The sequence below is a fragment of the Streptomyces sp. NPDC025793 genome, from assembly GCF_055558375.1.
This window is the reverse complement of record NZ_JBVHMR010000007.1, coordinates 253,769-273,777: the sequence shown is the minus strand read 5'-3', so window position 1 is coordinate 273,777 and position 20,009 is coordinate 253,769. Positions and strand designations below refer to the sequence as shown.

The 20,009-nt window shown below is 71.0% G+C and carries 19 protein-coding genes; 5 read left to right on the top strand and 14 right to left on the bottom strand.

The window, feature by feature from the left end; all coding sequences use genetic code 11:
* Window positions 1-2: 2 nt before the first annotated feature.
* Window positions 3-2,891, bottom strand: a complete 2,889-nt coding sequence (locus ACZ4MF_RS17080; protein WP_467492832.1) for a UPF0182 family membrane protein — start codon at window positions 2,889-2,891, stop codon at window positions 3-5.
* Window positions 2,892-3,058: 167 nt separating this feature from the next.
* On the opposite strand from ACZ4MF_RS17080, the gene ACZ4MF_RS17075 reads away from it, so the two are divergent.
* Window positions 3,059-3,604: a PPA1309 family protein gene (locus tag ACZ4MF_RS17075; RefSeq protein ID WP_467492786.1), complete on the top strand. Its 546-nt coding sequence runs from the start codon at window positions 3,059-3,061 to the stop codon at window positions 3,602-3,604.
* A gap of 75 nt (window positions 3,605-3,679) precedes the next feature.
* On the opposite strand, the gene ACZ4MF_RS17070 is transcribed toward ACZ4MF_RS17075, so the two are convergent.
* From ACZ4MF_RS17070 to ACZ4MF_RS17055, 4 genes are all read right to left on the bottom strand, one after another.
* On the bottom strand, window positions 3,680-4,777 hold the full coding sequence (locus tag ACZ4MF_RS17070; RefSeq protein WP_467492785.1) for a YlbL family protein: 1,098 nt from the start codon (window positions 4,775-4,777) through the stop codon (window positions 3,680-3,682).
* Window positions 4,778-4,828: 51 nt separating this feature from the next.
* Window positions 4,829-5,002, bottom strand: coding sequence for a hypothetical protein (locus ACZ4MF_RS17065; RefSeq protein ID WP_177235520.1), 174 nt, complete (start codon window positions 5,000-5,002; stop codon window positions 4,829-4,831).
* Between the two features lie 147 nt (window positions 5,003-5,149).
* The gene (locus tag ACZ4MF_RS17060) at window positions 5,150-5,608 is read right to left on the bottom strand and encodes a molybdenum cofactor biosynthesis protein MoaE (RefSeq protein ID WP_467492784.1); all 459 of its coding nucleotides are present in this window, start codon (window positions 5,606-5,608) and stop codon (window positions 5,150-5,152) included.
* Window positions 5,609-5,719: 111 nt separating this feature from the next.
* Window positions 5,720-6,841 (bottom strand): SDR family oxidoreductase, encoded by a 1,122-nt coding sequence (locus ACZ4MF_RS17055; RefSeq protein WP_467492783.1) that lies wholly within the window; start codon window positions 6,839-6,841, stop codon window positions 5,720-5,722.
* A 192-nt stretch (window positions 6,842-7,033) separates the two neighbouring features.
* On the opposite strand from ACZ4MF_RS17055, the gene ACZ4MF_RS17050 reads away from it, so the two are divergent.
* Both ACZ4MF_RS17050 and ACZ4MF_RS17045 read left to right on the top strand, forming a co-directional pair.
* Window positions 7,034-8,449 (top strand): zinc-dependent metalloprotease, encoded by a 1,416-nt coding sequence (locus ACZ4MF_RS17050; RefSeq protein ID WP_467492782.1) that lies wholly within the window; start codon window positions 7,034-7,036, stop codon window positions 8,447-8,449.
* Window positions 8,446-8,961 (top strand): NUDIX hydrolase, encoded by a 516-nt coding sequence (locus ACZ4MF_RS17045; protein WP_467492781.1) that lies wholly within the window; start codon window positions 8,446-8,448, stop codon window positions 8,959-8,961. Before ACZ4MF_RS17050 ends, ACZ4MF_RS17045 begins: the two co-directional genes overlap by 4 nt.
* 44 nt (window positions 8,962-9,005) lie before the next feature.
* Here ACZ4MF_RS17045 and ACZ4MF_RS17040 read toward each other — a convergent pair whose 3' ends face one another.
* From ACZ4MF_RS17040 to ACZ4MF_RS17025, 4 genes are all read right to left on the bottom strand, one after another.
* Entirely contained in the window at window positions 9,006-9,761 is a 756-nt protein-coding gene (locus ACZ4MF_RS17040; RefSeq protein WP_467492780.1) for an AIM24 family protein, read from the bottom strand.
* Window positions 9,762-9,778: 17 nt separating this feature from the next.
* Complete coding sequence (locus ACZ4MF_RS17035; RefSeq protein WP_467492779.1) at window positions 9,779-10,459, bottom strand: AIM24 family protein; 681 nt, start codon at window positions 10,457-10,459, stop codon at window positions 9,779-9,781.
* A gap of 11 nt (window positions 10,460-10,470) precedes the next feature.
* Window positions 10,471-12,243, bottom strand: coding sequence for a TerD family protein (locus tag ACZ4MF_RS17030; protein ID WP_467492778.1), 1,773 nt, complete (start codon window positions 12,241-12,243; stop codon window positions 10,471-10,473).
* Window positions 12,244-12,372: 129 nt separating this feature from the next.
* Window positions 12,373-12,969, bottom strand: coding sequence for a M48 metallopeptidase family protein (locus ACZ4MF_RS17025; RefSeq protein WP_467492777.1), 597 nt, complete (start codon window positions 12,967-12,969; stop codon window positions 12,373-12,375).
* A 367-nt stretch (window positions 12,970-13,336) separates the two neighbouring features.
* On the opposite strand from ACZ4MF_RS17025, the gene ACZ4MF_RS17020 reads away from it, so the two are divergent.
* Together ACZ4MF_RS17020 and ACZ4MF_RS17015 are read left to right on the top strand one after the other, a co-directional pair.
* Window positions 13,337-14,563, top strand: coding sequence for a TOMM precursor leader peptide-binding protein (locus tag ACZ4MF_RS17020; protein ID WP_467492776.1), 1,227 nt, complete (start codon window positions 13,337-13,339; stop codon window positions 14,561-14,563).
* Window positions 14,556-15,938 (top strand): ABC1 kinase family protein, encoded by a 1,383-nt coding sequence (locus tag ACZ4MF_RS17015; protein WP_467492775.1) that lies wholly within the window; start codon window positions 14,556-14,558, stop codon window positions 15,936-15,938. The genes ACZ4MF_RS17020 and ACZ4MF_RS17015 overlap by 8 nt, the downstream gene beginning before the upstream one ends.
* 82 nt (window positions 15,939-16,020) lie before the next feature.
* On the opposite strand, the gene ACZ4MF_RS17010 is transcribed toward ACZ4MF_RS17015, so the two are convergent.
* From ACZ4MF_RS17010 to ACZ4MF_RS16990, 5 genes are all read right to left on the bottom strand, one after another.
* The gene (locus ACZ4MF_RS17010; RefSeq protein WP_467492774.1) at window positions 16,021-16,233 is read right to left on the bottom strand and encodes a hypothetical protein; all 213 of its coding nucleotides are present in this window, start codon (window positions 16,231-16,233) and stop codon (window positions 16,021-16,023) included.
* A gap of 138 nt (window positions 16,234-16,371) precedes the next feature.
* Window positions 16,372-16,695 (bottom strand): hypothetical protein, encoded by a 324-nt coding sequence (locus ACZ4MF_RS17005; protein ID WP_071376555.1) that lies wholly within the window; start codon window positions 16,693-16,695, stop codon window positions 16,372-16,374.
* The gene (locus ACZ4MF_RS17000) at window positions 16,692-17,060 is read right to left on the bottom strand and encodes a WhiB family transcriptional regulator (RefSeq protein WP_053664703.1); all 369 of its coding nucleotides are present in this window, start codon (window positions 17,058-17,060) and stop codon (window positions 16,692-16,694) included. The genes ACZ4MF_RS17005 and ACZ4MF_RS17000 overlap by 4 nt, the downstream gene beginning before the upstream one ends.
* A 172-nt stretch (window positions 17,061-17,232) precedes the next feature.
* The gene (locus tag ACZ4MF_RS16995; protein WP_467492773.1) at window positions 17,233-17,547 is read right to left on the bottom strand and encodes a hypothetical protein; all 315 of its coding nucleotides are present in this window, start codon (window positions 17,545-17,547) and stop codon (window positions 17,233-17,235) included.
* 163 nt (window positions 17,548-17,710) lie between these two features.
* Window positions 17,711-19,963, bottom strand: coding sequence for an ATP-dependent DNA helicase UvrD2 (locus ACZ4MF_RS16990; protein ID WP_467492772.1), 2,253 nt, complete (start codon window positions 19,961-19,963; stop codon window positions 17,711-17,713).
* Window positions 19,964-20,009 lie beyond the last annotated feature (46 nt).

The window sequence follows — 20,009 nt, the reverse complement described above, 5'->3', positions numbered from 1 at the left end:
GATCAAGTCCCCTTCTTGCTTCCCGCCTTGGCCTGCGCGTCCTCGGCCCGCTTCAGCGCGGCCTTCAGGTCCTTCTGGGCCTTGTCGTACGCGGTCCAGTCCGGGCCGCCGGACTGCTGGAGGGCCTGCTGGCCCGCGTCGAACGCCTTCTGGGCGTCGTCCAGGGCCTGTTGGACGGTCGGGTTCTTGGACGAGGGCGGGTTGGCGGTGCCGGTGTCGGGTGGTGGGGTGGTCGAACCCTGCACCCCGAACACCTTGTTGAGCGCCTGGTCGAGGGTGTTCTCGAACGCGGTGTTGCCGTTGTAGCTGACCAGCACCTTGCCCATCAGGGGGTACTTCAGCTTGCTGCCGCCCAGGATGTAGACCGGTTCCGCGTACAGCAGTCCGCCGTCGAGCGGCACGGTGAGCAGGTTGCCGTACTCGACCTTGGAATGCCCTCGGGTGAGCAGACTGATCGTCTCCGCGATGTCCGAGCGGGAGTTGAACAGGCTCTGCACCTGTTTGGGACCGTCGGCCGTCGTGCTGGTCGGCAGTTTCAGGATTCTGATCTTGCCGTAGTCGTCGGTGCCCGGATCGGAGTCGACGGCCATGAACGCGCTGAGGTTGTCGCGTCCGTTGGGCGTGAACGTCGTCGTCAGCGAGAACGACCGCTTGCTCTGGTCCGGCATCTTCATGCTCAGGTAGTACGGCGGCACCGCGCTGCCCGAGTCGTTGGTCGGGTCGTCGGGCACCTGCCATACCTCGCTGCCGGTGAGGAACGTCTGCGCGTCCGTCACGTGGTAGCGGGTGAGCAGCTCGCGCTGGACCTTGAACAGGTCCTGCGGATAGCGCAGATGGGCCATCAGGTCCCCGGAGATGGCCTGCTTCGGCTGCACCGTGCCGGGGAAGGCCTTCATCCAGGTCTTCAGCACCGGATCCTGGGTGTCCCACTGGTAGAGCTTGACCTCGCCGGTGTACGCGTCGACGGTCGCCTTGACCGAGTTGCGGATGTAGTTGACCTGGTTCTGCTGGGCCACCACCGCGCGGTTGTTGTTGGTGGCGGTCAGCGAGTCGGCCGTCGTGTCGCCGAGGGTCGTACGGGAGGAGTACGGGTAGCCGTTCGACGTCGTGTAGGCGTCGACGATCCACTGGATGCGGTGGTTGACGACCGCCGGGTAGGCGTCGCCGTCGATGGTCAGCCACGGGGCGACCGCCTCGACGCGGTCCTTGGGCGTGCGGTTGTACAGGATGCGCGAGCCCTTGCCGATGGCGCCCGAGTAGAGGATCTGCGGGTCGTTGAACGCCACCGCGTACGCGGCCCGGTTGAGCGGGTTGTCGAGGTTGACCCCGCTCTTGCCGGTGTAGCTGGTGGTCTTCTCGTCGCCGTTGTCCGCCGAGTAGTCGACCTCCTTCTGCGGTCCGCCGACGATGGAGTACGTGGTGGTCTTCTCGCCGTAGTAGACGCGCTGCTCGTACGTCCCCAGGTCGCCCTTGGACGGCAGGTCGGACTCGGTGAAGACCGGCTGGCCCTGGTCGTCGGCCTCGGTGCCCTTGGCGGCGACCACGCCGTAGCCGTGCGTGTAGCGGAAGTGGTCGTTGATCCAGTTGTTCTTCGGGATGCCGTCCAGGTTCAGCTCGCGCAGGCCGATGACCGTGTCCTGCTCCTTGCCGTCCTTGTCCTTGTACCGGTCGACGTCCAGGTTGGTCGGGAAGGCGTAGTAGTTCTTCATCTGCTGCGCCTGCTGGAACGTCGGCGAGACGATGTTCGGGTCCATGATGCGGATGCTCGCCGCGGCATCGGCGTCGCTGCGCAGCCTGGTCTTGTCCGGGGCGTCGGACTTGCCGTCGTACTCGGTGACCTTGGTGTCGTCGATGCCGTACGCCTCGCGGGTCGCCTTGAGGTTCTTCTGGACGTACGGGGCTTCCTTGGCCTGCTCGTTGGGCTGGACCTGGAACTTCTGCACGATCGCGGGGTACAGCCCGCCGATCAGGATCGCCGACAGCACCATCAGGCCGAAGCCGATGACCGGGAGCTGCCAGGTGCGCCGCCACAGGGTGGCGAAGAACAGCAGCGCGCAGATGACCGCGATGCAGAACAGGATGGTCTTGGCCGGCAGATAGGCGTTGGCGTCGACGTAGCGCAGACCGGTCCAGTTGCCCGTGGCCTTGAAGTCGCTGGACTTGACGGCCAGGCCGTACCGGTCGAGCCAGTAGGCGACCGCCTTGAGGGCGACGAAGAGGCCGAGCAGCACCGAGAGATGGCCGGTCGCGGCGGCGGTGGCACGGGCGCCCGGGCTGGTCAGGCGCAGCCCGCCGTACAGGTAGTGCGTGAGCGCGGCCGCGATCAGGCTCAGGACGGCGGCGGCGAAGCCGAAGCCCAGCAGGAAGCGGTACCAGGGCAGGTCGAAGGCGTAGAAGGAGACGTCGAGGTGGAACTGCGGGTCCTTCTGGTGGAAGGGCACGCCGTTGACCCACATCAGCCACAGCCGCCACTGGCCGGCCGCGGAGGCGCCCGCGATCAGCCCGACGAGCGCGGTGACGGCGAGCAGCAGCCACTTCTTGTACGGCGCGATGCCCATGCGGTAGCGGTCGAGGCTCTGCTGCTCCATGGACATGGCGCTCAGCGGGGGCCGCAGCCGGTGCGCGATCCAGATGTTGACCCCGACGGCGACCGCCATCAGCAGACCGAAGACGAAGAACAGCCCGATCTTGGTCCACAGCGTGGTCGTGAACACCGACGAGTAGTGCACCGACCGGTACCAGAGCCAGTCCGTCCAGAAGCCCGCGAACATGGTGAACGCCATGCCGAGGACGGCCAGGACGCCCAGTGTCATGAGCAGGGTCCGTGCCCCCCGGGACGGGCGGCCCGCTCTGATCCGTGGCCCCGACGGGCCTCCGCCGCGGTCCGGCATCTGGAAAGCCAAGGTGCGCACCTCGAAGTCGCTGTCGATCCGTCAGTCAGGCCCTCGTGATCGCGGACCCGCCGTGGCCCCCCGTGATCGCGGACCCACACCTATGCAACTTACTCAGCGTTTGCTCGGTTCCCGATTCCGGCCATGAACGAGGCAGGATTGTGACCATGTCCAACACTCCCATGGCAGCGAGCCCGCTCACCCGGGCCGTACTCGAGATCGACGAGTACGTCTCCGGCCTCGGCTGGGACCAGCCCGCTCGCCTCTTCGCCCTTGTCGACACCGCACGGCTGCGGGCTCAGGAACCCTCGCTCGCGGCCCAGCTGGGCCTCGACGCGGACGAGCCCGAGACCACCGGTCTCACCCCGATCGAGCAGGACGAGCTTCCGTCCGGCAAGCCACTCGACGACTTCCTCGGCACCATCGCCTGGCCCGACGCGGTCGCCGGCTGCGCGCTGACGGTGGAGCGCCTGATGCTGCCGCCGTCCGCCGAGGCGCAGGTCCCGCAGAACCTGAGCGAGGCCAAGCTGGCCAAGTGGGTCGCGCAGCACCCCGAGCGCCAGGAGGTCCGGATGACGGTCGCGGTGCTGCGCGACGGCACCCGCGACTCGGCCATCCGGCTGCGCGAGAAGGACTCCCCGACGGAGGTGCTCACCGGCCCGGACCTGGTGCCCGGCCTGGCGGAGGCACTGAGGGCCACGTTCGAGGACTGATCTCTTCCCGGTACGGCGACGGGCGATGGGGGCGCTCCCGCCGCACGGGGCGCCCCCAGCCGTGTCGCGTCCCGGTCAGCCCTTGGTGGTGCACGTGGGCAGTGCGCCGGTGTTCCCGCTGCGGATGTCCTTGAGCGCGCCGAGCGCGTCGCCGATGGTCTTCACCTTGACCAGGGTGAGCCCGCCCGGGGTGTCCTTGGCGGCGGCCGCGCAGTTGTCGGCGGGCGTCAGGAAGTACTGGGCGCCCTTGTCGCGGGCGCCGATGGTCTTCATCTCGATGCCGCCGATCGGGCCGACCGTGCCGTTGTCGTCGATCGTCCCGGTGCCGGCGACGAACTTGCCGCCCGTGAGGTCGCCCGGGGTGAGCTTGTCGTAGATCCCGAGGGCGAACATCAGACCGGCGCTGGGGCCGCCGACGTCGGCGAGCTTGATGTCGATGGTGAAGGGGAAGGTGTGGTCGGTCCCGGCGGAGATGCCGACGACGGCCCGCTTCGGCCCGCTGTCGTCGGACGCCTTCGTAGTGAGGGCGACGTCCCGGGTCGCGGTCGCCGTCTTGTGCGCCTTCTCCGCGGCGGCCTGCTCCTTGGCGGGGACGACGGTGAAGACGACGTTCTGCCCGGCCTTGTGCCTGGTGACGAGCTTGGCGACGTCGGACGGCTGCTTGACCGCCGTGCCGTCGACGGCCTTGATCACGTCTCCGGCGTGCAGTCTGCCCTCGGCCGGGGAGTCCTTGAGGACGGTGGAGACGATCACCCAGGACTTCACCGGGATGCCCAGCTCCTTCAGGGCGGCGACCTTGGCGCTCTCCTGGGACTGGCTGAACTCCTCGGCGTTCTGCTGCGAGGACTGCTCCTCCGTGGTGCCGGCCGGGTAGAGCGTGTCGTGCGGGACGATCTTGGTGTCGGGGTCGAGCCAGCCGTAGACGGCCTCCACCAGGTTCATCCGGAAGTCCGCGCTGGTGACCCGGACCGTGGTCATGTTCAGGTGCCCGCCGGCCTGGTACGTCCTGTGCCCGGTGATCTGCAGCACCGGCTCGCCGTCGTGGTTCCCCAGCGTGTTCACGGTCGGGCCGGGAGACATCTCCGCGTACGGCACGGGGATGAGCACTCCCGCGCACAGGAGCGCGATCAGCATCAGGGTGGAGGCGAGCATCGTCGCGGTGCGGCGTGGCATGGCACGACAGTACGTGACGCCTCTGTCAGCGGCCCGTCAGGGCCACCCTCGTCAGGCCCCGCCCGCGCCCGGGTGGGACTTCTCCATGGCCGCGCGGAACCGTGCGTATCCGTCCAGCTCGGGCCCGTCACCGCGCACCTTGCGGGTCCGATTGGCCCAGCTGCCCCAGAGGCCGCCACCGATCGCGGCCAGAAGCGGAATCAGCAGCCAGACAAGCGCCCCCATGCCGACCTCCCAACGCGATGTGCGTCCGCAACTGACTGATCAGCAGATTAACCATCCGCACCGACAACGCTCACGCCAGGGGGGCGGTTACGCAACCGGAGGGACAGAAGTGCTCCAGGTGACGGACAACGGCGGGGAGCGGCGGCGCTACGCGCCGACCCATTCGTCCGTGCCGTCCGAAAAGCTCTGGTGCTTCCAGATCGGCACCTCGTGCTTGAGGTCGTCGATCAGCTTGCGGCAGGCCTCGAAGGCCTCCGCGCGGTGCGGACAGGAGACGCCGACGACCACGGCGAGATCCCCGACGCGCAGGTCCCCGACCCTGTGCACGGCGGCCAGCGCCCGTACCGGATACCCGGCGACGACCTTCTCGGCGATCCGCCGCATCTCGGCCTCGGCACTGGGATGGCACGAGTACCCGAGCGCGTCCACGTCGGCGCCCCCGTCGTGGTTGCGTACGGTGCCCACGAACAGCACGAGACCCCCGGCCGCGTCGTCCCCGACGGCCCGGAACACCTCGTCCACGGAGAGCGCGGTCTCCCGGACGCCGATCAGCTTGATGGGATCCTGCGCCGTCCGCTCACCGGGATGCTCGTTCGCGTGTGCCATGCACCCCATGGTGCCGCACGCCTGTGACAACGAGGAATACGAGATTCACCAGGCACACGCGTGCATGCCTTTGGATTCTTCTACAGGCCTGGATTCTTCTACAGGCCCGCCCTAGACCCGCCGTCTGGCCTTGCGGGCCCGCCGTACGACGGCGGCGGCGCCCAGCAGCGCGACCGTCGCCCCCGCGGCACCCGCGGCCGTGGCGTCCTTGCGGCCGAGCCGGCGCCCGGCCACGGTGTGCCGTCCGGCGGCCTCCTCCAGCAGCTCCGCGAGGACGTCCTCGTTGGTCCACTGCGGCCGCCACCCGGCGTCGTGCAGCCGGCTGCCGCTGACCACCCACGGGTACATCGTGTACGCGAGATCCCCGGCCGGGGACGGCGTGAGCCCGATCCGGTGCAGCCGGGCCGCGGCGCCGAGCGCGACCGCCGACGGCAGCTCCATCCGCCGGATCCCGCTCAGCTCCTCGACCTCCTCCTGCTCCAGCCATCCGTCGCAGCCGACGGCCAGCTCCCCGTCGACCTTCTCCAGGACGGCGTACTCCAGCGCGCTGCACAGGTCCTCGACGTGGCAGAACTGCCACGCGGGCCGCGATCCGGCGACGACGAGCAGCCGCGGCGACTCGAAGTACCGGGTCAGTGCCGTGTCCGTACCCCCGACCAGTACGGCGGGCCGTACGACGGTGACGTTGAGCCCCGGGTGCGCGCGGGGCGCGCGCCGGGCCAGCCGCTCGATCTCCAACAGGTCGCCGACCCCGGTGGCCTCGGCGGTCGCGCGCAGCTCCGCGTCCTCCGACAGGGGCAGCTCGTTGTCCGGCAGGGCGCCGTAGACCATGGCCGAGGTGCACAGCACCACCCGGTGCACGCCGGCGGCCGCCGCGGCCGTGAGGACGGTCTGTGTCCCCCGGACGTTGTAAGCCGAGCGCGCCGCCGGATCGGTCTCCAGGTCGAGGTCGAGCGCGAGGTGGACGACGACGTCGGCGCCGCGCAGCTTGTCGGCGATGGCGGGATCGCGGACGTCGAGGATGTGCCACTCGGCGCCGGCGCACTCCCCGCGCCGCTCGTCGATGGCGACGACCTGTTTGATCTCCCGGGAGGCGGCCAGCCGCTCGGTGAGCAGGGCGCCGACCCCGCCGGCGGCACCGGTGACCGCGACGACGGGCCCGCGCACGGCGGCGGCCGCGGACCGGGTTGACGGGTTTCGCGCTGCGCGAACCTGCGGATCTGGGGAACTCACCGGGCGTCTCCAGCGGTTGTCTTCAGTACGAGCGCGAGTGACGCGTACGTACCAGGTGTATCCATCCTGCCGCAGGCCTTCCGTGGGCGAAGCACCGAGGCCCGATCGGGTCCGGGTGTCTACGCTGGGTGGTGTTGTCGGGCAGCCGCGCCACCGGAGACAGACCGGTGGCCTTACCAGCCGAGGAATCCCGTGAGTGACACCCCATTCGGTTTCGGCCTTCCGCCGGAGGAGCCGGAAGACGGCGACGAGGGCAAGAAGAAGGACCAGCAGAGCGGTGGTGGGCAGGGACCGGCCAACCCGTTCGGCTTCGGCGGCCTGCCCGGAGCCGGAGGCTTGGGCGGCCCGGGCGCCGACAATCCGCTCGCAGCGATGTTCGGGTCCCTGAACCCCACCGACCTGGGCGCCGCGTTCCAGCAGCTGGGCCAGATGCTCTCCTACGAGGGCGGCCCGGTGAACTGGGACATGGCCAAGCAGATCGCCCGCCAGACGGTCGCCCAGGGCACCCCGGACGGCACCAAGGACGCCAGCGTCGGCGCGGCCGAGCGCAAGGCCGTCGAGGAGGCCATCCGCCTGGCCGACCTGTGGCTGGACGACGCGACGTCCCTGCCGTCGGGCTCCGCCGCGGCGGTGGCCTGGTCCCGCGCGGAGTGGGTCGAGGCGACGCTGCCCGCATGGCAGGAGCTGGTCGACCCGGTCGCCGAGCGGGTCGGCGCGGCGATGGGCGACGTCCTGCCGGAGGAGATGCAGGCCATGGCGGGCCCGCTGATCGGCATGATGCGCTCGATGGGCGGCGCCATGTTCGGCACGCAGATCGGCCAGGCCGTCGGCGTGCTCGCGGGCGAGGTCGTCGGCTCGACCGACATCGGCCTGCCGCTCGGCCCGGCCGGCAAGGCCGCGCTGCTCCCGGCCAACGTGGAGGCCTTCGGCAAGGACCTCGGCGTGCCGCAGGAGGAGGTGCGGCTCTACCTGGCCCTGCGCGAGGCGGCCCACCAGCGCCTGTTCGCGCACGTGCCGTGGCTGCGCTCGCACCTGTTCGGCGCGGTCGACGGCTACGCGCGCGGGATCAAGGTCGACACGGCCAAGCTGGAGGACGTGGTCGGCCAGTTCGACCCGCAGAACCCCGAGCAGCTGCAGGACGCCCTCCAGCAGGGCATGTTCCAGCCGGAGGACACGCCGGAGCAGAAGGCCGCCCTGGCCCGTCTGGAGACGGCTCTGGCGCTCGTCGAGGGCTGGGTGGACGCGGTGGTCCACGCGGCCGCGAAGCCGCGTCTGTCGTCCGCCGACGCCCTGCGCGAGACCCTGCGCCGGCGCCGCGCGACCGGTGGCCCGGCGGAGCAGACGTTCGCCACGCTGATCGGTCTGGAGCTGCGCCCGCGCCGGCTGCGCGACGCCTCCCGCCTGTGGGCCTCGCTCACGGACGCGCGCGGGGTCGACGGCCGCGACGGCCTGTGGGCCCACCCGGACATGCTGCCGACGGCGAGCGACCTGGACGACCCGGACGGCTTCGTGCACCGCGAGCAGCTGGACTTCTCCGAGCTGGACAAGATGCTCGGCGAGGCGGCCGACAAGCCGGACCTGCACAAGAAGGACGACGACACCGAGTGACCCTGTACGACGACGCGGTCCTCGTGCTGAAGGCGTACGAGGGCCGGGAAGGCCTGCGCCAGACCTATCTGGACCATCTGGCGGCCCATCCCGACGGCATGTGGAAGTCCTGCGCGGCCGGGCACATCACGGCGAGTGCGCTGGTGATCGACCCCGAGCGCGGCCGGGTGCTGCTCACACTCCACAAGAAGCTGCGGATGTGGCTCCAGATGGGCGGCCACTGCGAGCCGGAGGACACCTCGCTGCGGGCGGCGGCGCTGCGTGAGGCGACCGAGGAGTCCGGCATCGCCGGGCTGACACTGCTGCCTGGCGGCCCGGTCCGCCTGGACCGCCACCACACGCCCTGTGCCTGGCACCTGGACGTCCAGTACGCCGCCGTAGCCCCGGACGGGGCCGTGGAGGCGATCAGCGACGAGTCGCTGGACCTGCGCTGGTTCGCGTACGACGAAGTGGCCGACGTGGCGGACGAGTCGGTCAGGCGACTGGTGGAGGCGACCCGCGCCAGGCTCTGACCGTGTAAGGGGTGACTGCCCTCGCAGTCACCCCTTACCGGCAGCTAGCTCCAGACGTTGCCCTGGTTCTGCCCGCGCGCGCCCTGCTGGCCCATGCCGAACTGGGCGGCGATACCGCCGCCGATCACCGCGTTCTGCGGCGGCAGCAGCTCGCTGGGCTGGACGAGTGCGAAACCGGAGCCCATGAAGCTCAGCTCCCAGCCCTCGCCCGTGTTGCCGCGCCGGCGCCAGACCCCGGACGAGTGCGTCTGGGCCTGCATCTGCACGCGCAGCCCGGCGGACCAGGCGACGATCGCGTCCGCGTCGCAGTTGACGTACCGGTCGGGCGTGACCTGCATCAGCAGCGGCGAGCCCGAGGTCATCAGGGCGACCTTGCCGTGCCCGGTGATGTTCAGCTGGTACTTCCCGGAGCCGGAGATGCCGTAGAGGCTGTCGACGGCGACGACCTCGTAGTGCAGCGAGGAGTCCATGGCGAGGACGTAGGAGCTGTCGACGGTCAGCCCGTCCTGCTCGATGTCCATGATGTGCACGTGCTGCGCGAGGTTGGCGAGGTAGACCGTGCCCTGTCCGTGACAGCGCATCAGGTCCAGGCCCTCGCCGGTGTACGCACGCGCGCGTGCCTGGTTGTTGCTCTGGTACTCCGCGTCGAACTCCATCAGTCCCTGATAGGCGACCATCGTGCCCTTGCGGGCGAGGATGTCGTCGTGGCCCTCCAGGGTGACGCGGAGCAGTTGCGCGTTCTGGCGGCTCCAGCGCTCCTGGGTCTGGACGTCGTTGTGCGCGAAAAGCGGGCTCTGCATGACGTTCTGGCTCCCCCTCAGCCCCGGATCCGGAGGCGGTCGGTGCTGTCCTCGCTGGGCTGGACGACGACGATGCCCTGGCCGGAGAAGGCCATCTGGTAGGCCTCGCCGCTGCCCCGGCCGATCAGCGACTGCGCCTTGAAGCTGCGCTTGCCCTTCACCTTCAGGTTCGGCGACCAGGCCACGAGCGCGTCGGGGTCGACGTACGTCTCGTCCTCGCCGCCGCCGCAGTCGACGACGATGGGCGTGCCCCGGGAGGTCAGCGCGACCCAGCCCTGCCCGGAGATCTTCGTGTTCCACAGCCCCTGGCCGGCGAACTTGGCCAGCCCCTTGACCCGTTCCACGCCCCAGCTCAGGTGGGCGTCGAAGGCCAGGAGATTGGTGGCGTTGACGGAGATGCCGTCGCCATTGAGGTTGATGACGACGACGTTCGCGCCGTAGTCGGCGAGGTAGAGCAGTCCGTCGCCGGTGCACTTCATCAGGGGCGCGCCCTCGCCGGTGATCCAGTCGCGGGCCATCTGGCGGACGGCCGGCGGGTTCGGCTCGTACTGGACGAAGCCTTCGTAGGCGACCATCGACCCCACGCGCGCGAGGAGGTCGTTTCCGGTCTGCATGGCGACCTTCAGCATGTGATGGCCGTGGTTCTCCATGCGGGCGGTGACGGGGGCGGGGGCGTAGCCCGCGAGCGGCTGGTTCATGACGGGCTCCCTCAGACCTCGTACGGCTGGACGACGATGAAGTTGCCGGGCGCGCCCCGGAACTGGAGGTTGACGCTCTCTCCCGTGTCGCCCGGGTAGGCGTTGCGGCGCAGGCGGACCTGGCTGGAGACGATCACCTGTGAGGCGGCCGACCAGGCGACGACGGCGTTGCAGTCGGCGAAGGTGGTCGGCGTGACGGGCAGCACGACGGGCGTGCCGTGCGTCTTGACGACGAGCGTCCCGGTGCCCTGGAACTGCATGGTGAACAGCGCGCCGCCAGGGATGCCGTGGCCCTCGATGCGGCGGACCTCGTAGCTCAGGGTCTCGTCGAAGGCGAGGACGTTCTCGGCGGACACGCAGATCGCGTCGCCCTGGAGCTCGACGGGGTGCAGCTGGGTGGCGTTCTCGGCGAGGAACACCTGGCCCTGGCCGGTGCAGCGCATCAGCTGCATCTCCTGGCCGGTGGCGTGGCCGACGATCCGCCCGGCGAATCCGGCGCCCTTGTAGCTGAAGTCGACCTTGCCCTGGTAGAGCACCATGCTGCCCTGCCGGGCCAGCACGGGCTGCCCGCCCATGCCGAGGTCGACGCGGACGAGCTTCTTGTTCTGGAGCGTCCAGCGCTGCCCGGTGGGCGTCTCCTTGAACGTCTGGAGCGCTGCCGAGACACCGGCACCGCCCTGCGGGGCGCCCTGCGGCACCCCGTACCCGGCGGGCTGCAGGCCGGGACCCTGCCCGTAGGGCTGCCGGCCGTAGCCGGGGGGCACTTGGGCGGCCGGCGGGGCGCCGTAGGGGGGCGGCTGCTGGCCGTATCCCGGGGGCATCGGCGCGCCGGGCTGACCGCCGTACGACGGCTGCTGCGGCGGCTGGCCGTAGGGCGCGGGGGCCGGGGCGGGCGGCGGGACCGTGCCGGCGGCGGGCGGGCTCAGCGGGGCGATGACCGTCGGCGCACCGTGCACGTTCGGCACGGGTGCGGGGCCCGGGGCCGGGGTGTGGCCGGGCGGGGTGTGACCGGGCTGCGGGGCGAAGCCCTGCGGGGGCGTGCTTCCGGCGGGCGGGGCGTACCCCTGCGGCGGGGTGCTTCCGGCGTGCGGGGCGAAGCCCTGGGCGGCGGGCTGCGGCGCGGGGGCCGGGGCGGGTGCGGGCGCCGGAGCGGGCGCCTGGGCAGGGGCGGACGCCGGGACGGCGAAGGCGGGCGGGGCGAAGCCGGGGGCGGCGCCCGTCTGCGGCTGCTGCTGGGGGGCGTCGGGTGTCTCGTCCTCCAGCACCTCGCCGCCGAAGTTCTTCAGCAGCGCCTCCAGTCCGCCGTCGAAACCCTGCCCGACGGCGGCGAACCGCCACACGTCCTTGAGGTAGACGTCACCGAGCATCACGGCCCGCTCGGTGGAGAACTCCGCCCCGTTGAACGAGTACCGCGCGACCTCCTCGCCGCCCGCCACGATGCGCAGGTAACCGGGGGCGACCTGGGACATCTGCCCGGCACCGTCGATGGTCGCCGTGAAGGACAGCTTGCGGATGTGCGACGGGATCCGGTCCAGGGTGACCCGGAACGACTCCGTGTCGCCCGCCTGGGCCCCCAGCAACTGGAGGGACTCCTCCGGGGACTTCGGCTGGTTGAAGAAGATGAAGTACCGGTCGTCCGAGAGGCGCTCGTCGCCGTCCAGGCCGAAGCAGCTGATGTCGAAGTTCAGTCCGGGCGCGGAGATCTGCACGCCTACGTACAGGTCCGTGCCCGCCGTGAGATCACTGATCCTGGCCTTGTGGCCGCGTTGGAATTCCCTGGCCATGCGCTACGACCGTCCCCCATCCCGAATGTGAGTGCGTCGCGCCAGGCTAACGGCAAAGTCCGACAACGCACGCAGCCGGTACAGAGCCGGTACACAACCGCACCCGGGGGCGCACGAACGGCGCCGGGCTCACTCCTCGCGCGCGCCGGGGACGTGCGGCAACCGTTCGGCGGCCACGACACCTTCGAGATAGCCGCGGGCCCGCTCGGTGCGCGGATAGGCTTCCAAGAGCCTCCAGAAGTCCGGCCCGTGACCGGGCACCAGCAGATGCGCCAGCTCGTGGCAGAGGACGTAGTCGATGACGTAGTCGGGCATCCCCTGGAGCCGGTGCGAGAGCCGGATGCTGCCCTCGGCCGGCGTGCACGAACCCCAGCGCGTGTTCTGGTTGGTGACCCAGCGCACGGAGGCGGGACGCGCGCGGCCGTCGAAGTACTGCGCCGACAGCCGCTCGGCGCGCTCGGCCAGCTCGGCGTCGCCGAGGACGCGTTTGCTCTCCTGGGCGGCGAGTTTGTCGAGCATGACGGTGACCCAGCGCTGCTCCTCCGCCTTCGACATCCGGGCGGGGATCAGCACGACGGTGCGATCGCCCTCGCGGTACGCGGAGACCGTCCGGCGGCGCCGGCTACTTCTGCGGACCTCGATCGCGCTCGCCCCCGAGCCGCTGGGCGGCTGGCTCGTCGTGCTGCGCTGTGGCGTTCCGGCGCGGTGCAGTGGGTCGGCGGGCACGCCCCGACGTTACCCGGTGGGCCCGGGCAAAGTCCCGGCTCCGGGACGGTTCGATGCCGATCCCCCACCAAGCGTGGGATTCCTATGATTCCTACGACTGATCCGCACATCCGGTTTACACGGCTCCACTCGACCGATACACACGGCCCCGGCCGTCCCGTTTCCCCGCTATATGCGCCCCGCTTACCCGCTTCACCCCGTCGACTTATACGACAAATACCCCTGCCCTGTGGATAACTCCCGACGCCGGACCGGCAGGCGCGGCATGCTGGCAGACGTCGGCGGGGCATGACCGGCTCCACCGGCGTCATGGGCCTTCCCGGGTGCCCCGGAAGGCCGGGGATGCTTCCACGGACGGGGGTCAGACATGCATCCGGTGATGAAGCCCGCGCTGCGGCGCGGCTGGCGCGATCGCGACACCGTGCAGTTCGGGATGACCGCGGCGCACGCGCAGACGCTGGGGCCCATGGACCCGGCGACACGCGGCTTCCTCGATCTGCTCAACGGCACCCGCGGGCTGCCCCTGCTGCGCGAGGAGGGCCGCCGCATAGAGCTGCCGGCCGGCCGGGTCGACACCCTGCTGGAACGGCTCACGCACGCGGGCCTCGTCGACGACGCGCGCGGCGGCGGACCGGCCGCGGACGCCCTGCGCGAGCGCGACGACGTCCTGCAACGGCTGCGCCCCGACCTCACCTCGCTCTCTTTGACCACGGCCGAACCGGGCGGCGCGCTCGCCCGGCTCGCCGCCCGCCGCGCCCTCGGCGTACGGGTGGAGGGCGCGGGCCGGGTCGGCGCCCTGCTGGCGTCGGTGCTCTCCGGCGCCGGCGTCGGCGAGATCGACGTGCGCGACACCGGCCGCGTGGAGCCCTGGGACGTGGCCCCGGGCGGGCTGCCCGCCGACTCGATCGGCGATCGCCGGCAAGCGGCCGCGCAAGCCGCCGTCCGCCGCGCGGCACCGGACCGCCCGCGCCGCCACGCCCACTCCCCCGGAACGGCCGCCCGGGACCCCGGACTTTCCCTCGTGATCCTCACCCCCCGGGACGACGTGGGCGTGCACGCACCCGACCCGGTCGCCGCCGAACCGCTCATGGCCTGCGGAACCCCGCATCTGTACGCCGGTGTCGTGGAGGGCACGGGAGTCGTCGGCCCGCTCGTCCTGCCCGGGGAGACAGGCTGCGCCCGCTGCCTGCACTTCGAGCGCTCCGACCGGGATCCGGCCTGGCCCCGGCTGATCGCCCAGTGGCGCTCCGCACGGGCCCGCCGGATCGGGGCCTGCGATCTGACACTGGCCACGGCGGTCGCCGGACTGGCCGCGGCACACGCGCTGTCCTTCCTCGACGGACACCCGCCCGCCTCCGCCGGAGCCCGCTGGGAGGTGTCGCTGCCCGGCCTGCACTGGTCCGCGCGGCCCGTCCGCCCGCATCCGGCATGCGGCTGCGCCGCCGCGGAGAAGGGTACGGAGAAAACCAGGGGGGAGCACTCCTCAACCGAAGGGAAGCCGCGCGCGACAATGGCGGTGCAACGGCTGTCGACGCAGCGGCGACGCGAAGCGGGCGCGGCGCGGCCGACTGGGACTTGGAGGGCGCATGTCTGATCTTCCCCGGAAGGCGGTCACCCGAACCGCCAAGCTCGCCGCGCTCCCGCTCGGCTTCGCCGGCCGGGCGACCTGGGGGCTGGGCAAACGGATCGTGGGCGAGTCCGCGGAGATCGTCGGCAGGGAGCTGCAACAGCGCACGGCGGAGCAGCTGTTCAAGGTGCTCGGCGAGCTGAAGGGCGGCGCGATGAAGTTCGGGCAGGCCCTGTCCGTCTTCGAGTCCGCGCTGCCCGAGGAGGTCGCCGGCCCCTACCGCGCGGCCCTGACCAAGCTCCAGGAGGCGGCCCCGCCGATGCCGACCCGCACGGTGCACGCCGTGCTGGAGGAGCGGCTGGGCCCGGACTGGCGGGAGCTGTTCGAGGAGTTCGAGGACAAGCCGGCCGCCGCGGCCTCCATCGGTCAGGTGCACCGGGCGGTGTGGCACGACGGCCGCGAGGTGGCCGTCAAGGTCCAGTATCCCGGCGCCGGCGAGGCCCTGGTCTCCGACCTGGGCCAACTGAGCCGCTTTGCCCGCCTGTTGGGCCCCCTCATCCCCGGCATGGACATCAAGCCGCTCATCGCGGAGCTGAAGGACCGTGTCTCCGAGGAACTGGACTACGCGTTGGAGGCCCAGGCCCAGGCCGTGCACGCGGAGGAGTTCGCCGACGACCCGGACGTGGTGGTCCCGGCGGTGGTGCACCAGTGCGAGCAGGTCCTGGTCACGGAGTGGATCGACGGGATCCCCCTGTCGGAGATCATCACGGACGGCACCGAGCAGCAACGCGACCGGGCCGGGCAGCTCCTGGCCCGCTTCCTGTTCTCGGGCCCGGCCCGCACCGGCCTGCTGCACGCGGACCCGCATCCGGGCAACTTCCGTCTGCTGCCCGGCGGCCCCCGCGGCGAGGACGACTGGTGCCTCGGCGTCCTGGACTTCGGCACGGTCGACCGGCTGCCCGGCGGCCTGCCCACACCGATCGGCGTCTCGCTCCGGCTGACCCTGGACGGCGACGCCGAGACGGTCTACGAACTCCTCTGCGAGGAGGGCTTCGTGAAGGAGTCCATAGAGCTGGACCCCGACGCCGTGCTCGACTACCTGCTGCCGATCATCGAACCCGCCCGCGTCGATTCCTTCACGTTCACCCGCGCCTGGATGCGCAGCCAGGCCGCCCGCATCGCCGACCCCCGCTCCCCCGCCTACCAACTGGGCAAGCGCCTCAACCTGCCGCCGTCCTACCTGCTGATCCACCGGGTGACCCTGAGCACCATCGGCGTCCTGTGCCAGTTGGGCGCGACAGTACGGCTGCGCGAGGAACTGGAGGGATGGCTGCCGGGGTTCGTCGAGGAGGACATGCCGGACGAGGACCTGCCCGAGGAGGAACCGGCGGCGGAGGCCTGATCCGGCATGCGCTGAAGACGGGGGACGGGGGGGAGAGGGGGGAGGGGAGGGCGGGGGGAGGGGAGGGCCCCGAAGGACAGACTCACCACCAGGAGGAATCCAGCCGCCCCTCGATCGCTCTGAGGTTCTCCCGGGAGCAGGCGTCGCAGAAGTACCGGCGGGTGCCGCTCTCCACGGAGCAGGTCCAGGTGGCCGGCGGGGGGCCGTCGGCCGGGGCGCCGCAGCGGGCGCACACGAGCACGCGGCGCTCCGGAGTGGAGCCGCCCTGATCACCGTCTCCGGGAGGACTCTTCACCTGGTGACGATAACTCCGCACCGGTCGATCGTCGCGCACAACGCACCGCGGGGGCCGGTCCGTTCGGCCGGACCGGCCCCCGCGTGGAAGTCTTCGCCTCCCCGGACCGGGGAGGCCACCGCTTCTCAGGTGTGATCGTTACTGCATGACGGCCATGGCGAGCGCACGGCGGGCGCGGAGCGAGGCACGCTCCGCCCGGCGCTGCATCCGCTGGGCGACCACCAGGCGCAGGGCCCGGCGCTCTCTCCCGGCGTCGTCGAGGCGCTCGTGCATATGCGCACGAGCCAGGGCTTCTTGCATGAGTTGCATCTCACGGTTCCTGTTCTGGCGCGCTTCGGTCGCGCCGGTGGTGGTGAAGTCTGTGGTCGCGGAGCCTGCGGGCTCGCTGGTGGACGGCTTCATCGGGGCCTGCTTCTTGGGGTCGTGCGTGAGGGGGCGATCGATCGTTCCTGCGGTGTTCATGCCGTGACCGGGTTCTTCCGCGGGCGACCACGCGGCCGCTTCCGGGCGACGACGACACCCTGGACGAACAGCTCGCCGCCCCAGACGCCCCAGGGCTCGCGCCGCTCCTTGGCACCGGCGAGGCAGGCCTCGATCAGCGGGCAGGTGCGGCACAGGGACTTGGCGTACTCGACATCCGCCGGCGACTCGGCGAAGAAGACCTCCGGGTCGTAGGAGCGGCAGGGGACGGGTACGCCGAGGTTCTCGATGGCGTCGTCGAGCGCGGTGAGCGCGGTGAGGGGGATCAAGGTGGAGTCCTCCGTGAGGCCGGGCGGGGGGATCGTTTGCGAAGGCGGTACGGACGGGGCGTGCGCTTCGAGTTGCACGGTTGGTCTTCCTCGTCTGGTCGTTCCGGCCGGTTGACCGGGTGTCGGCTGGTACCGGGTTCTTTTCTGCCCGAGGCCCCTTCGGCTCCGTTCTCCCGCTTGAGGGAAAACAGAAGGGCCGCGGATCCCGGATGGGGTTCCGCGGCCCTGAAGGCGCCGACCTGATCGGCGATCAGGCTGGATCACTCCAGGGTTTAGGCCCGCGGGAGGCCCACATCTGGTGGTGCTGCGTCGTCTGCTTCCGGAATCCGGCACCGGCTGCCGCAAAGGCATAGGCATGTGCCTTTGCCGCTACCGCTTCCAGTGCCTTGGTCGGTCGCTCATTGCGCTCGCGGGTGGAAAGACCCGTGAGAGCAAGGGAGGACGCCGGACGGACGGCACGGATGCCGGACAGACCGGTGCCCTGGTTCGAGGCGCCGAGCATGCACGTGGAGACGGTCGAGCGATCGGTCAGTTTGGCCGTGCTGGTGGTGTTGATGCTGATCACTGGACTCGCCTCCTCTCGGCGTCTTGGGGACTGGGGTGAGCCAGTCCGTTCGGATATGCAAGTACATCACGGAGGCGGGCCTTCGAGAAGGCCGCGGCTTCCGTGCCTAGAACCTATGGGGATTGCCGGGGCATGCGCAAACTATTTTTTCGACGAGTTCGTATCAGTCGTCCCTGTCGCCTTCGTTGATGTCCTGACCTGCACAGATGGCCAGAACTTCGTCCCCGTAGCTGCGTAGCTTGCGGCTGAGGACGCCGGGGATGCGGGAGAGTTCGGCGGAGTTCTCCGGCCGTGCCTCGGCGATGGCCACGAGGGTGCGGTCGGTGAAGACGCAGAAGTCCGGCTGTCCGCTGCGCTCGGCCTGGACCGTCCGCCACTCGCGGAGGCGTTCGTAGAGGCCCTGGTCCATGTCCGAGGGGCACTCCTCGCAGCGCATCAGCTTCATCTCGCCCGCGTCGGTGAGCGTCCGCCCGCAGACCCGGCAGCGCGCGGGGCTGCGCTGGACGCGCCGGGGTACGGCGGGGATGTCGCGGCCGGTGCCGCGTTCGACGCCCGCGCCGGTTGCGGTGCCGGCGCGGCCGGCCGTGCGGGTGGTGCCGGGGCGCAGGCCGTCGAGGAAGCGGCTGGCTCTGCGGTTGGGGCGCCCGCCCGGCGAGCGGGACAGAGCCCAGGAGACGTGGAGCCGTTCCCGCGCGCGGGTGACGCCGACGTAGAGGAGCCGGCGTTCCTCCTCGATCTGTTCGTCGGTCTTGGCGTAGGTGATGGGCAGCATGCCTTCGGCGACGCCGACCAGGAAGACGACGTCCCATTCCAGCCCCTTGGCGGCGTGCAGGGACGCGAGGGTGACGCCCTGGATGGTGGGGGCGTGCTGGGCGTTCGCCCGCTCGTCCAGTTCAGTCACGAAGTCGGCGAGGGTGGCTTTCGGGTTGCCGGCCGCGAGGTCGTGGGCGAGGTTGACGAGGGCGGCCAGGGACTCCCAGCGCTCTCTGACGGCGCCGGAGCCGGTCGGCGGCTCGCTGGTCCAGCCTTCGCCGGAGAGCACGGCACGCACCTGGGAGGGCAGGTCGACGGCGTCGTCCAGGAGGGAGTCGTTGCCGCCGAAGCGGGCCGCGCCGCGCAGGGCGATGCCGGCCTTGCGGATCTCGGGGCGGTCGAAGAAGCGCTCGGCGCCGCGCAGTTGGTAGGGCACGCCGGCGTCGGCGAGGGCCTGCTCGTAGGTCTCGGACTGGGCGTTCGTACGGAACAGGACGGCGATCTCGGCGGCGGGGACGCCGGCGTCGATCAGCTCGCGGATGCGGTGGGCGGCGCCCTCGGCCTCGGCGGGCTCGTCGGTGTATTCGGTGTGGACGGGTTCGGGGCCGGGGGCGCGCTGGGAGACCAGTTCCAGTCGGTGGTCGGCGGCGCGGCCGTGGGCCTGGGCGAGCAGGCCGTTGGCGAGGCGGACGACCTGGGGCGAGGAGCGGTAGTCACGGACCAGCTTCACGACGGTGGCGCCCGGGTGCTTGGTCCGGAAGTCCAGGAGGTGGTCCGGGGTTGCTCCCGTGAACGAGTAGATGGTCTGGCTGGCGTCGCCGACCACGCACAGGTTGTCCCGGTCGCCGAGCCACAGCTCCAGCAGCCGCTGCTGGAGCGGGCTGACGTCCTGGTATTCGTCGACGACGAAGTGCTGGTACTGCGTGCGGACCTGTTCGGCGATGTCGTGCCGGTCCTGGAGGATGGCGACGGTCAGCAGCAGGACGTCTTCGAAGTCGATCACCGCGCGGTCGCGTTTGAGGTTCTCGTAGGCCGCGTAGAGGTGGGCTATCTCGGCGGGCGCGCGGGGGGTCTCGCGGCCGGCCTTCGCGGCCGCGTACGGGTAGTCGGCGGGGACGGTCTGGGTGACCTTGGACCATTCGATCTCGGCGGTCACGTCGCGCAGTTCGCCTCGGTCGAGCCGGGTGCCGCAGGCGGCGGCCGCGTCGGCGACGAGCTGGATCTTGCGGTCGACCAGCCGGGGCATGCCGCCACCGATCGCTTTCGGCCAGAAGTACTGGAGCTGGCGCAGCGCTGCGGAGTGGAAGGTGCGGGCCTGGACGCCGTGGGCGCCGAGCTGGCGCAGCCGGCCGCGCATCTCTCCGGCGGCGCGGTTGGTGAAGGTGACGGCGAGCACGGTGGAGGGTTGCAGGATGCCGGCGCGCACTCCGTAGGCGATGCGGTGGGTGATCGCCCGGGTTTTGCCCGTGCCCGCTCCGGCCAGGACGCACACCGGGCCGCGCAGGGCGGTGGCCACCGCGCGCTGCTCGGGGTCGAGCCCTTCGAGCACCGCGTCGGCAGAGTCCGGTACCTGCGGGAAGAGGGGGGAGTGCGTTGCTGCTGTCACACCGCAATGCTGCCAGGTCGCCCGGGGCTGCCGCGGCGGTTGTCCACAGGCGGGCATCCTTCGTCGTACTAATGCGGCAGGCGTCACAGCGGCCTGTGGACAA